This window comes from Streptomyces sp. 3N207 (assembly GCF_052246355.1).
In the GTDB taxonomy this organism is placed as follows: Bacteria; Actinomycetota; Actinomycetes; order Streptomycetales; family Streptomycetaceae; genus Streptomyces.
This window is the reverse complement of the sequence record NZ_JBQQBV010000019.1, coordinates 138,097-150,702: the sequence shown is the minus strand read 5'-3', so window position 1 is coordinate 150,702 and position 12,606 is coordinate 138,097. Positions and strand designations below refer to the sequence as shown.

General features: G+C 71.8%; 11 protein-coding genes. 2 read left to right on the top strand and 9 right to left on the bottom strand.

Going from position 1 to position 12,606, the window contains the following annotated elements:
- The first annotated feature begins 252 nt into the window (after positions 1-252).
- On the top strand, positions 253-948 hold the full coding sequence (locus ACTWP9_RS26800) for a hypothetical protein (RefSeq protein WP_443248838.1): 696 nt from the start codon (positions 253-255) through the stop codon (positions 946-948).
- Between the two features lie 289 nt (positions 949-1,237).
- Here ACTWP9_RS26800 and ACTWP9_RS26795 read toward each other — a convergent pair whose 3' ends face one another.
- Both ACTWP9_RS26795 and ACTWP9_RS26790 read right to left on the bottom strand, forming a co-directional pair.
- Positions 1,238-3,403, bottom strand: coding sequence for a primosomal protein N' (locus ACTWP9_RS26795; protein WP_443248837.1), 2,166 nt, complete (start codon positions 3,401-3,403; stop codon positions 1,238-1,240).
- A 358-nt stretch (positions 3,404-3,761) separates the two neighbouring features.
- Complete coding sequence (locus tag ACTWP9_RS26790; RefSeq protein ID WP_443248836.1) at positions 3,762-4,685, bottom strand: SDR family NAD(P)-dependent oxidoreductase; 924 nt, start codon at positions 4,683-4,685, stop codon at positions 3,762-3,764.
- 227 nt (positions 4,686-4,912) lie between these two features.
- Here ACTWP9_RS26790 and ACTWP9_RS26785 point away from each other — a divergent pair, with 227 nt between their 5' ends.
- On the top strand, positions 4,913-5,767 hold the full coding sequence (locus ACTWP9_RS26785; protein ID WP_443248835.1) for a helix-turn-helix transcriptional regulator: 855 nt from the start codon (positions 4,913-4,915) through the stop codon (positions 5,765-5,767).
- Between the two features lie 173 nt (positions 5,768-5,940).
- On the opposite strand, the gene metK is transcribed toward ACTWP9_RS26785, so the two are convergent.
- From metK to ACTWP9_RS26750, 7 genes are all read right to left on the bottom strand, one after another.
- Positions 5,941-7,149 carry a methionine adenosyltransferase gene (gene metK / locus ACTWP9_RS26780; protein ID WP_443248834.1) on the bottom strand — a complete coding sequence of 403 codons (1,209 nt, stop codon included), beginning with the start codon at positions 7,147-7,149 and terminating at the stop codon, positions 5,941-5,943.
- 325 nt (positions 7,150-7,474) lie between these two features.
- Positions 7,475-8,731 (bottom strand): bifunctional phosphopantothenoylcysteine decarboxylase/phosphopantothenate--cysteine ligase CoaBC, encoded by a 1,257-nt coding sequence (coaBC, locus tag ACTWP9_RS26775; protein WP_443248833.1) that lies wholly within the window; start codon positions 8,729-8,731, stop codon positions 7,475-7,477.
- Positions 8,732-8,829: 98 nt separating this feature from the next.
- A complete protein-coding gene (gene rpoZ / locus ACTWP9_RS26770; RefSeq protein WP_443248832.1) occupies positions 8,830-9,108 on the bottom strand; it encodes a DNA-directed RNA polymerase subunit omega in 279 nt (92 codons plus the stop codon).
- A gap of 81 nt (positions 9,109-9,189) precedes the next feature.
- The gene (gene gmk, locus ACTWP9_RS26765; RefSeq protein ID WP_443248831.1) at positions 9,190-9,786 is read right to left on the bottom strand and encodes a guanylate kinase; all 597 of its coding nucleotides are present in this window, start codon (positions 9,784-9,786) and stop codon (positions 9,190-9,192) included.
- 37 nt (positions 9,787-9,823) lie between these two features.
- Positions 9,824-10,147: an integration host factor gene (locus ACTWP9_RS26760; RefSeq protein ID WP_019356158.1), complete on the bottom strand. Its 324-nt coding sequence runs from the start codon at positions 10,145-10,147 to the stop codon at positions 9,824-9,826.
- A gap of 442 nt (positions 10,148-10,589) precedes the next feature.
- Complete coding sequence (gene pyrF / locus ACTWP9_RS26755) at positions 10,590-11,459, bottom strand: orotidine-5'-phosphate decarboxylase (RefSeq protein ID WP_443248830.1); 870 nt, start codon at positions 11,457-11,459, stop codon at positions 10,590-10,592.
- The gene (locus tag ACTWP9_RS26750) at positions 11,456-12,586 is read right to left on the bottom strand and encodes a quinone-dependent dihydroorotate dehydrogenase (protein ID WP_443248829.1); all 1,131 of its coding nucleotides are present in this window, start codon (positions 12,584-12,586) and stop codon (positions 11,456-11,458) included. Before ACTWP9_RS26750 ends, pyrF begins: the two co-directional genes overlap by 4 nt.
- Positions 12,587-12,606 lie beyond the last annotated feature (20 nt).

Below are 12,606 nucleotides of genomic sequence, written 5' to 3'. Positions count from 1 at the left end.
GTTTACGGTCAGCGCGCCGTCGCCGGGTGAGGGGGCGTACGGGCACCCGCGCGCCCTGTCGATGCCCCTTCCGCGCCCCCGCAGCGTGACCAGAGAGCCCATCGCGGCGTTGGTCAAGTCAGATTGACCAAACCGAGCGCCGCCCCGCCGACGCGCCGCGGCCTCGTTCCCCCCCACATTCCGCACAGCCAGTCACCCCATCCAGCACCACAGCTGAACACCCCCATGTCAGCCGGTCCGAGAGGCTTCTTCATGGCCGACCACGCAACCCACGACGCCCAGGCGCGGGCCAGCCTGCACCTTCTGGTGCGGGACATCGAGCGGGTCCGCCGGCAGGTGGACGCGCTGCGCACCCTCACGGCGCAGCTGGGCAACGTCTATCGCCCACGGCGCACCGGCCCCTCCGCGGGCTTCGTCGTCTACGGCCGCGCTCCGGCGCCGACCGTCAGGCTCGCCCAGGAACTACGCGACAGCGTCGAGACACTGGTGACGGCGGCGGTGGACTTCGACCGCTCGCTCGGCTTCTCCTGGGACGCCGTGGGCTCGGCGCTGGGCGTCACCAAGCAGGCCGTGCACCGCAGGTACGGTTCTGCGCGGCGTGGCACCGCGCGCAACGCCCCCGAGAACGCCGAGACTTCCGCGGCGGGGACATCGCCGGTCCCGTCCCCGGCGTCGGTGCCCCGGCAACCCGAGACCGTGCCCGCCGCCGCCCGTTCGCTTCCCATGGCTCCCGGTACGGCAGCTCCCCGGCCCGCCGGTACGCCGGCGGTACCCGCCGCCCGCTCGATTCCGCCACAGCAGCCACCCGCGGCGCAGCCGTACGACACCCGTCACGAACCCCGGCACGAGCCTCGTCACGACTCGCGCCACGAGGTACGCCAGGACACCTACCGCGATGCCCGGCAGGAGCCGCGTACGGGGGCGCTCCCCTCGCCACGCAACGGCTAGCGCGGGCCCGGCGGGTCTTCCGCAGGGAACGCGCCCCGTCAGGGGCGCCGGGAACTGCGCGACCAGCCATGGGGGTACCTCCCTGCTCGAAGAGCTTGGGGAAACCCGCAGCCCGCGAACGCCGGACAGGGGCACCCCCTCACCGGAACCGGCTCCCACAGTTCGGGCTTCGGACTCCTGGCGTCCCTCTCACCTTCTTACCCCCGCGTTGCCCGGTGCCCTCCGCACCGGGCAACGCGGCGTCCGGGACCTGGCCGCCGCCACGGTCGGCCGGCGTCCGTACCCGGCCTCACCCGATGTCCAGCGGATCGATCCGGACGTGCGCGATCGGGCCCTCCCGGCGGGTCAACCGGCCCACCTGTGCGGTCTTCAGCGCCGCGGCCAGGGCCGCGCCGCTGCCGCGGGGCACCCGCACCAGCGCCCGCTCCCAGAGCTCGCCCGGCGGGGGGTCGCCCGGATTACGGGGTCGGCCCGGCTCCAGCACCGGGAGCGGCACGGGGCCCAACACCTGGGCGCCCTCGGGCAGTCCGGCGTCCCAGGCGGCAGCCAGCAGCCCGGCGACGGCCTCGGGCAGTCCGGTGACCGCCGCCATCCGGGACACCGGCGGAAAGCCCAACTCCGCGCGGTCCGCCAGCTCCCGCTGCGCGTGCCCCGCCGGGTCCCAGCGCACCAGGGCCTGCACCGGCCGCATCGACTCCTCCGCGACGACCACCACGCTCCCGCCCTCGCCCTGCGGCCGCACCAGCGAGGCAGCGCCCAGCCAGCGGCGCAGGGCCTCCTCCCCGGCCCGCAGATCGGGGCGGCCCAGCAGCGCCCAGCCGTCGAGCAGCAGCGCAGCCGCGTATCCCTCGCCGCCCTCCGGAACGGGTTCGGCACCCGGGGTGGCGACCACCAGCGCGGGCCGGCCCGGCACCGACTCCAGTACGTGCGCTCCGCCCGAGGTCCGTACGGGCACGGAAGCGAAGGCCCGCCCCAGCTCCTCCGCCGTGCGGCGGGCACCGATGACGCTGCCGCGCAGCCGCGTCCCCGAGCACATGGGGCAGCGCCACTCCGGCGTCTCCCGGGCACACCAGCCGCAGCGCAGTGCGCTGCCCTCGCCCGCCGCCTCCAGCGGGCCCGAGCAGTGCGCGCACCGCGCCGGCTCCCGGCACCGCTCGCACACCAGCCGCGGTACATAGCCACGGCGCGGCACCTGCACCAGCACCGGGCCGCGCTCCAGCGCGTCCCGCGCCGTGCGCCAGGCGAGACTCGGCAGCCGGGCGCTGCGAGCCGCCGGGTCCCGCCCCTCGTCGCCCTCGGCAGCCGTACGGACCCGAGGCATGGCCGCACGCACGGTGTCCCGGTCAGCAGCGAGTGGCCGCGCGAATCCGGACTCCACGAGCTGTGCGGCCTCCACGGTGCAGCCGTGCGCGCCGAGCAGGAACGCGGCCTGCTCGGTGACAGCACGCTGGAGCAGCACCTCCCGGGCGTGCGGCTGCGGGGCCCGCTCCTCGCTGTGGTTGCTGTCGCCGTCCTCCCAGATCGCGGCGAGGCCGAGGCGGCGTACGGGCGCGAACATCGCAGCCCGCGTTCCGACGACCGCCCGCACCGCCCCGCGGCTGACAGCCAGCCAGCGCCGGTAGCGCGGCTCGGGTCCGGCGTCCGCGGTCAGCAGGACGTGCTGTCCCTCGCCGACGAGCGCGGTGAGCGCGGCGTCCACCCGTGCCGCCGCCTTGCCGTCGGGCAGTACCGCGAGCGCCCCGCGGCCCGCCGCGAGGGTGGCGGCCATGGCGCGGGCCAGCTCGTCCGCCCAGCTCTCCGGGCCGGGCAGCGCGGTCCACACGGCGCGGGGCGCGGCCTTCTCGGCAAGCACCCGCAGGAACGCCGGGCCCTCGGGATAGCGCGCCCACCCGCCCGGCTCGGGCACCGGCGGCTTGGCCGGGCGGCGCCGCGAGGGCTGCTTCTCCGCTTTGGCCCGGCGCGGCGGGACGGCGAGCTGGACCACATCGGCGAGCGATCCCGCGTACCGGTCGGCCACCGCCCGGCACAGCTGGAGAAGTTCGGGCGTGAGCACCGGCTCGGGCGACAGCACCTGGGCGATCGGGGCGAGCCGTCCGGTGAAGTCGGTGTCGGCCCGGCGCTCGACGATGAACCCGTTGATGAGCCCGCCCCCTTCACGGCGCCCCTCGCGCTCCCCCGCCCCGAAGCGCACCCGCACCCGCACACCCGGCTGGGCCTCTTCGTCCATCGCCGCGGGGACGGCGTAGTCGAAGAACCGGTCGAGGTGGACCAGCCCCTTGTCGACCAGCACTCGCGCCACGGGCAGCCGCGCAGCCATCTCGGCACCCCGCCAGGTACGCGGCTTGGCCCTCGGCTGCTGGGCCTTGCGTTCCCGCACGGTCTCCCGGATCAGCGCGAGCTGCTCCGGCGCATGCCGCTGCCGCTCCCCTTCGCCGTTGCCATCACCCCTGCTCACAGCCTCAGTCTCGCAAACAGCACTGACGTCTGCCGCCCGCCGACGCAAGCCCCCTGGCTGACCTGCCCCGGACCCGGCCGGCCGCCCCGCAGGCGCTCCCCCTCCGAGGCGGCCCCGCCAACCAGCGGCCCGGCGACGGCCGGGTCAGTCCAGCGCACAGTCTGCTCTCCCGCCGCGTTGCCCTTCAGGCTGAGGCCGACGAGCGCAAGTGAGAGCCCCGCACTCAGCAGCAGGATCCCGAGCACATCCAGACGCACCCCGGCCGGACCGGCGTGACCGGCCGGACCGGCGTGACGGCCGGACCGGGCAGACCGGGCAGACCGGCTCCGTCGGATTGCACCGTCGGCGAGCCATAAGGTCAGGCGGCGTGCACCGCGGTGAACCGTTCGACGGCGTCCCACAACTCGCGCTCGCGCAGCGGGTCGTAGGACTCCTCGGACGACCGGGCCGTCCGCTCGCGGTCGACGTACGACCCGGTGGACGCTTCGGTCAGGCCGAGGACGATGTCGGCGAGATACCGGCCTGCGGCGGCGCGGCCGGTCGCGAACGGGGTGAGCGCCATCAGCGGCAGGATGCGCCGCATCGCGAACCGCGAGACGGGGCCCGCGTTGCGGGCAAGGCCGGTGCCGGGGACGAACCCCGGGTTGTAGGCGACGACATCCACCCCGGCCGGCAGGCGGCGCGCGTACTCGTGCACGAGATGGATGGCGGCCAGCTTGCTCGTCGAGTAGGCGGTGCGCCCGGCGGACGTGGAGTCCGGCTCGGGGAAGGCGCCCGTGCGGGCGAGGACTTCCGGAAGCTGCCAGACCGGCCCCGGCACCATCCCCATGTTGTGCTTGAAGTCGCCGAAGTGCGTGTCACTCGAGGTGATCACGATCCGGGCGGGTACCGCGAAGCAGTCCTGGAGCAGTCGGACGAACAGATGGTTGGCGAGCACGTTGACGGTGAATGTCGACTCGAGCCCCTCCGGGCCCTCGGTGAGCGCGTTCGTGTACTGCACTCCCGCATTGCCCACGAACCCGCGCAACGGCGGCAGCACACCACACTCCAGTCGGTCACGGATCTCCGCAACTGCAGACCGCACGCTCTCCAGCGAGCTGAGGTCCGCCTGTACGTGCGAGACCGCGCGCCCGCCCGAGCCGAGTTCCGCGGCCAGCCGCGCACCGGCGAGCCCGCGGGCCACGACGAGGAGGTGGGTGTCCGGGGATTCGCGCAGGATGTGCTCTGCGGCGACGCGGCCGATCCCGCGGCTCGCGCCCGTCATGACGGTGGTGGACTGCATGGGTGGCCCCTTCATCGGTCGGCCGACGGCGGCGTTTCAACGGTCGGTGGACGGGCGACGTTTCAACGGTCGCCCGACGGACGCCAGTTCGTCGCACGACGACCGACGGGCACCTGCTCGGCGCGCCCCCACGCTCGCCGCTCCGACCACCGCCGGCCAGAACCCTCCCCGTCACTAGGACTGCCAGTACCCAGGCTCGACGGGCGCCGGGCAGCGAGAATGCCGATATGGCTCCCTCCCGCTCAGCCTTCGCCGCACTCGTGCGCTCCTGGCGCGACCGCCTCTCCCCGGTCGACGCCGGTCTTCCCGTGCTGCCGGGCCGCCGCGTCCCAGGACTGCGCCGCGAGGAACTGGCACAGTTGGCGGGCCTCTCGGTCGACTACGTCCTGCGTCTGGAGCAGGGGCGTGCGAAGAACCCCTCCGCCCAGGTCGTCGGTGCCCTGGCTCGAGCCCTCCAGCTCTCCCGCATCGAACGCGACCAGCTCTACCGAAGCGCCGCCCTGCTGCCGCCGCAGGACGGGACGATCAGCGTGCATGTGCCGCCGGGCATACAGCGGCTCGCCGCACGCCTCGGGGACGTTCCCGTCGGGGTGTTCACCGCCGACTGGACCTTGGTGTGGTGGAACTCCCTGTGGAGCGCCCTGCTCGGCGACCCTGCCGAGCTCCCGGCCGAGGAGCGGAACCTTGCCCGCGCAATGTTCGGCAACGGCGCCGCGCTGCCGCCCGTACGGCCCGAGCGCGGCGAGGAGGCTTTCGCCGCGTCGATCGTCGCCGATCTGAAGGATGCCGCCTCGCGCTATCCCGCGGACGCCCAGCTCGATCGCCTCGTACAGGAGCTGCGGGAATCGTCCGACGCCTTCGGCCACTACTGGGCCACGGCGACGCCGACGCCGCACGCGACCGAGCGGAAGACGATTCGGCATCCGGAGATCGGCGACATCCTGCTCGACTGCGACGTCCTGCTCGTCCCGGGAGCGGATCTGCGCATGGTGACCTACACGGCGGCCGCGCGCAGCCGTGCCGCGGACAAGCTGGACCTGCTGCGTGTCACCGGGGGCCGTTCCGTCCCCGCGCTTCCGTGACGGGCCGCTGGTCATCACCGTCGGGGGGCGGGGACGGACGCGCCCGAGGTCTGAGTCGGCCGAGGGGCCAGGCCGATAGGCCGGAAACGGGTACGCCGGAGGCCCGGCACCCCGCCAGCATGGGGTGCCGGGCCTCGGCGGACGAACGGAGGGACGAACGCGCAGGCGGAGGGCTAGAGCCCGGCCGCCTTGCGCAGCGCTTCGACCCGGTCCGTGCGCTCCCACGTGAAGTCGGGCAGCGCGCGGCCGAAGTGCCCGTAGGCGGCCGTCTGGGCGTAGATGGGGCGCAGCAGGTCGAGATCGCGGATGATTGCGGCCGGACGGAGGTCGAAGACGTCAGCGATGGCCTGCTCGATCTTCTCGTCGTCCACCGTGGCGGTGCCGAAGGTCTCCACGAAGAGACCCACCGGCTCGGCCTTGCCGATCGCGTACGCGACCTGCACCTCGCAGCGGGAGGCGAGCCCGGCGGCCACGACGTTCTTGGCGACCCAGCGCATGGCGTACGCGGCGGAGCGGTCGACCTTGGACGGGTCCTTGCCGGAGAAGGCACCGCCACCGTGGCGGGCCATACCGCCGTAGGTGTCAATGATGATCTTCCGGCCGGTGAGTCCGGCGTCGCCCATGGGGCCACCGATCTCGAAGCGTCCGGTCGGGTTGACCAGCAGCCGGTAGCCCTCGGTTTCCAGCTTGATGCCCTCGTCGACCAGGGCCTTCAGCTCGGGCTCGACGACGAACTCGCGGATGTCGGGTGCGAGCAGCGAGTCCAGGTCGATGTCGGCGGCGTGCTGGGAGGAGACCACGACGGTGTCGAGACGCACGGCCTTGTCGCCGTTGTACTCGATCGTGACCTGGGTCTTTCCGTCGGGGCGCAGATAGGGGATGGTCCCGTTCTTGCGGACGGCGGAGAGCCGCTCCGAGAGCCGGTGGGCCAGGGTGATCGGCAGCGGCATGTACTCGGCGGTCTCGTCGCAGGCGTAGCCGAACATCAGGCCCTGGTCGCCGGCGCCCTGCTCGTCGAGCTCGTCCTCGTCGCCTTCCACCCGCCTCTCGTAGGCGGTGTCGACACCCTGCGCGATGTCGGGCGACTGGGCACCGATGGACTCCGAGACACCGCAGGAGGCGCCGTCGAAGCCCTTCTTGGAGGAGTCGTAGCCGATCTCGAGGATCTTGTTGCGCACGAGCGTCGAAATCGGGGCGTAAGCCTTGGTCGTCACCTCTCCGGCCACGTGGACGAGGCCGGTGGTGATCAGCGTCTCGACGGCGACCCTGGAGTGCGGGTCTTCCTTGAGGAGGGCGTCGAGGATGGTGTCGCTGACCTGGTCAGCGATCTTGTCAGGGTGACCCTCGGTCACAGATTCCGAGGTGAACAAGCGGCGCGACACATCGCTCCCTGGGGTTGCAGCGGCTGCTGGCTGAGCATGGGGCGGACCGGTCGGGGGCTGCGCCCAAGCACGGTCCGCGGCCAGTTTATCCATCTCCACCGGCATCCAATCACGGACTCTCGAACTACGAGACGACCATGACCTGCTCAATCCGGACTCCAACGGCGCCGGAAGGCCACCTGAGATCCGGATATGTCAGGGCGTGTCGGTCGGTGAAGGGCCTGGTCAAGAGTGTTGTTCCGGCCTCTTACGGCGACTTCCGGCCCACTCGGTCATAGCGCCGAATTCCTCCGGCCGAACGCCGGAAGGAGAGATTCCGCGATGCTCACCCATTCCCCGGAAGCCCGGGGAGGCGCTCGGCGATCAGATCCCACACCGTCTCCGCAAGCGCTTCCTTCGGCCCGTACGGCACCGGGGTCTCACTCCCGTCGGCGGCCAGCACGACGGCTTCGTTCTCCTCCGCGCCGAATGTCTTGCTCTCCCCCACCTCGTTGACGACCAGCAGGTCACAGCCCTTCGCGGCGAGCTTGGCGCGGCCGTGCGCCAGTACGTCGTCCGTCTCGGCGGCGAAGCCGACCACGACCTGACCCGGGCGCGGACGGTTGGCGGAGATTTCGACAAGGATGTCCGGGTTACGTACCAGTGCCAGCGGCTCGGGCTCCTGGTCGTCCTTCTTCTTGATCTTTCCGGTCGCGTACGCGGCGGGACGGAAGTCGGCGACCGCGGCAGCCATCACCACGGCGTCTGCGTCGGCAGCCGCCTTGGTCACGGCTTCGCGCAGCTCGAGCGCGCTGCCGACCCGCACGACGTCCACGCCAGCGGGGTCCGGGAGAGCACTGTTCGCGGAGACGAGCGTCACCCTGGCGCCCCGTGCGGCGGCCGTACGGGCGAGCGCGTAGCCCTGCTTGCCGGAGGAACGGTTGCCGAGGAAACGTACCGGATCGAGTGGTTCGCGGGTACCGCCCGCGCTGACGACGAGGTGCCGCCCCGTGAGATCCGCCTCGGCGCCCACCGCGCCCCGCAGCAGTGCCCGGCGGCAGACGTCGAAGATCGCGTCGGGGTCCGGGAGCCGCCCCTTGCCGGTGTCCTTGCCGGTCAGGCGGCCGACGGCCGGCTCGATGACAAGGGCGCCGCGACGCCGCAGAGTGGCGACGTTCTCCTGTGTCGCGGGGTGCTCCCACATCTCGGTGTGCATTGCGGGGGCGAAGACAACGGGACAGCGCGCAGTGAGCAGCGTATTGGTGAGCAGGTCATCGGCGAGCCCATGGGCAGCCTTGGCCAGCAGATCAGCTGTTGCGGGTGCAACGACGACGAGATCGGCCGTCTGCCCGATACGCACATGAGGCACCTCGTGCACGGATTCCCACACCTCCGTGGCCACCGGGTGCCCGGTCAGTGCCGACCAGGTGGCGGCCCCGACGAAGTGCAGCGCCGACTCGGTGGGGACGGCGCGGACATCGTGTCCGCTCTCGGTCAGCCGCCGCGCCAGCTCGCACGCCTTGTAGGCGGCGATGCCACCGCTCACCCCGAGCACGATCTTCGGCCTGCCGGCTGCCGCCCGCCCGTCCCGCTGCTGCGTCACTCGTCTCTCCCCATGCCATACGCGTCGTTATGCCCTTATGACACACCAGGGGCCCGGCAGCCGCGCTGCCGGGCCCCTGGTGGAAGTGGTGCCGACGGCTACTGGCCCACCGGCGGAGCCTCCACGGGCTCGGAGGTGAGGAGGCCGGCGTTGATCTCGCGGAGCGCGATGGAGAGCGGCTTCTCGTGCACGTGGGTGTCCACCAGCGGGCCGACGTACTCGAGGAGGCCCTCACCGAGCTGGGAGTAGTACGCGTTGATCTGGCGCGCGCGCTTGGCGGCGTAGATCACGAGGCTGTACTTCGAGTCGGTGGCCTCGAGCAGCTCATCAATCGGCGGGTTGATGATGCCCTCGGGCGTGGTGATGGAAGAGGACACTCTCTGCCTTCCGAAGGGTGAATTAAGAGGGGATCGATGCGCGGACAGCGCGCTGAGTGCTGGAGGTCTATCGATACGCACTCAATCGATACTCATCAAGGCTAGCAGCTCGGCGCTGACCTCCTCGACGGAGGTGTTCACCAAGGTCCGGTCGAACTCGGCCTCGGCCGCCAGCTCGGTGCGGGCGACCTTCAGCCGGCGCTCGATGACCTCCGGCGCCTCGGTGCCCCGGCCGGTCAGCCGCCTGACCAGCTCCTCCCAGCTGGGGGGAGCCAGAAAGACGAGCTGCGCCTCGGGCATCGACTGCTTGACCAGGCGGGCGCCCTGCAGATCGATCTCCAGCAGGACGGGCTCCCCGCGCTCCAAGTGCTCCAGCACCGCCTGCCGGGGGGTGCCGTAGCGGTTGCCCGCGAACTCGGCCCATTCGAGCAGCTCACCGTTGGCGACCAGCTTGTCGAACTCCTCGTCGTCCACGAAGAAGTACTGCACCCCATGGCGCTCGCCGGGGCGGGGCCTGCGGGTGGTGGCGGAGACGGAGAGCCAGACCTCGGGATGGGTCTTGCGCATATGTGCGACGACCGTGCTCTTACCGACCCCGGAGGGGCCGGAGAGCACGGTCAGCCGCGATGTGCCGACCGGGGGTGCCGGGGTCTCCCCCCGGGGAACTGCAGAACTCATGCAGCGATTATCCCGGTTAACGCGAGTGCCTGAGACCTCAGGCGTTGGCACCGCCGAACTCGCGCTCCAGGGCAGCGATCTGGTTGGAGCCGAGACCACGGACCCGCCGGCTCTCGGAGATCCCCAGCCGCTCCATGATCTGCTTGGCGCGGACCTTGCCGACGCCGGGCAGGGACTCCAGGAGCGCGGAGACCTTCATCTTGCCGATCACGTCGTTTTCCTGGCCCTGCTTGATGACCTCGTGCAGAGACGCGCCGGAGTGCTTGAGCCGGTTCTTGACCTCGGCGCGCTCCCGGCGAGCCGCGGCGGCCTTTTCGAGCGCGGCTGCGCGCTGTTCAGGGGTAAGGGGCGGAAGAGCCACGCCTACGTCACCTCGGATGTCGAACTGTCGGATACGGATCGGTGAGGAACCTAGTAGGCCCGCACCTGCGGAGCAACGAGCAACGCGCCTGTTCGCGGTGCTCTCGACGGAGACTAGCGGGCGTGAGCGCCGGAGTCAGCGAGAACAGACGAAAAGTCCAGGTCAGCCTCTGTCGACCCGGACTTTTCGGTACATACCCGGCGCATTTTCAGCTCTCAGCGTGGGATTCGCCGGTTCTCGCGGTGGGATTTGTCGACTCTCGGTGTGCGATTCGCGGGCCTCGCTTCGGATTCGTCGGCCCCCGGCGCCTGATTTCCCGCCCTCAGACGTCCGATTCTTAAACCCCGGACGTCCGATTCCGCGCGCCCGAACGTCCGATTCCGCGGCACCGGACGTCCGATTCCCGCCCTCGGTTCGGGATCACGAATGACGGCCCGGGTGCTCAGCCCACTGCGCTGCGTACCTCGTCGGCGAAACCGAGTGCGGAATTCCGCAGTCCGGTTGTGTCGGGACCGTGCCGGAGCACTCCCCTGCTGACGCTCGGTACGACATTGCGGACCGCGTCGCCGAAGACCGCGGGCAGATCGGCGGGGGTGGCGCCCTGCGCCCCGATGCCGGGCGCCAGCAGGGGACCGTTCACCGCCAGGTCGAAGGCCGACAGATCCCCCAGCGTGGCGCCGACCACCGCGCCGAAGGAGCCGAGCGGCTCGGCGCCCGCGTTCCGGTCCGCCAGGTGCCCCAGCACCGTGGCCGCCACCGACGAGCCGTCCGCGCGGACCGCGCGCTGGACCTCCTGCCCCTCCGGGTTGGAGGTGAGCGCCAGTACGAACAGCCCGGAGCCGCTCGCGGTGGCCGCCGTGAGGGCCGGTTCCAGCGCGCCGAAGCCCAGGTAGGGGCTGACGGTGAGCGCGTCCGAGAACAGCGGGCTGCCGGTGTCGAGGAAGGCCGCGGCGTAGGCGTCCATGGTCGAGCCGATGTCCCCGCGCTTGGCGTCCATGACGACGAGCGCCCCGGCCTGCCGGGCCTCGCTCACCGTCCGCTCCAGCACGGCGATGCCGCGGGAGCCGAAGCGCTCGAAGAAGGCCGACTGGGGCTTCAGCACGGCCACCCGGTCGGCAAGCGCCTCGACCACCGTACGGCTGAACCGCTCCAGCCCCGCCACGTCGTCGTCCAGCCCCCAGGCGTGCAGCAGGGAGGCGTGCGGGTCGATGCCGACGCACAGCGGGCCCCGGACGTCCATGGCGCGGCGGAGCCGGACGCCGAAGGGTTCGGGCGCGGTCGCGTCCCGCTCTGTCGTCCCCGGGGCTGTCATGCGGCGTCCTCCTGCTGCTTGCCGTCCTGCTGACGGTGCTCGGCGCCGACGGCCTCGGCGAGGGTGGCGTACGGGCTGGCCGCCAGCAGCTCGGCGAGCCCCTGGTGCATGCGGCGCATCCAGAAGGGGCCCTCGTACAGGAACGCCGTGTAGCCCTGCACGAGCGTGGCACCGGCCAGGATGCGGCGCCAGGCGTCGTCGGCGGTGGTGATGCCACCGACGCCGACGAGCGTGAGCCGGTCGCCGACGCGTGCGTACAGCCGGCGCAGCACCTCCAGGGACCGGTCGCGGACCGGCGCTCCGGACAGTCCGCCGGTCTCGGCGGTCAGTGCCGGGTCGGAGGTGAGGCCGAGCCCGTCGCGCGCGATGGTGGTGTTCGTGGCGATGATCCCGTCCAGCCCCAGCTCGACGGCCAGGTCGGCGACCGCGTCGATGTCCTCGTCCGCGAGATCGGGGGCGATCTTGACCAGGAGCGGGACGCGGCGCGTGGTGACCGTACGGTCGGCCGCCTCGCGTACGGCGGTCAGCAGCGGGCGCAGCTGCTCGGTGGCCTGGAGATTGCGCAGTCCGGGCGTGTTCGGCGAGGAGACGTTGACGACCAGGTAGTGGGCGTGCGGGGCCAGTGCCTCGGTGGAGGTGACGTAGTCGGCCACCGCCTCGGACTCCGGGACGGCCTTCGTCTTGCCGATGTTGACGCCGACGGTCGTACGGAAGACCGGCTCGCGGGTGGCCAGCCGGGCGGCGACGGCGGCCGAGCCCTCGTTGTTGAAGCCCATCCGGTTGATCAGCGCCCGGTCCTTGACCAGGCGGAACAGTCGCTTCTTCGGGTTGCCCGGCTGGGCGCTGCCGGTGACGGTGCCGACCTCGACATGGTCGAAGCCGAGCATGGCAAGGCCGTCGATCCCCTCCGCGTTCTTGTCGAACCCGGCGGCGAGGCCGAACGGCCCGTGCATCCGGCGGCCCAGGGCTTCGATGCGGAGTTCCTTGTGGCGCGGGGCGAGGGCGGCTGCCGCGAAGGTGCGGAGCACAGGGGTGCGTACTGCCCTGCGGATCCAGGAAAAGGCCAGGTGGTGGGCCTTTTCCGGGTCCATGCGGCAGAAGACGGTGCGGAAGAGGAGTCCGTACATGGGTGGGTGGGTTCCTGGTG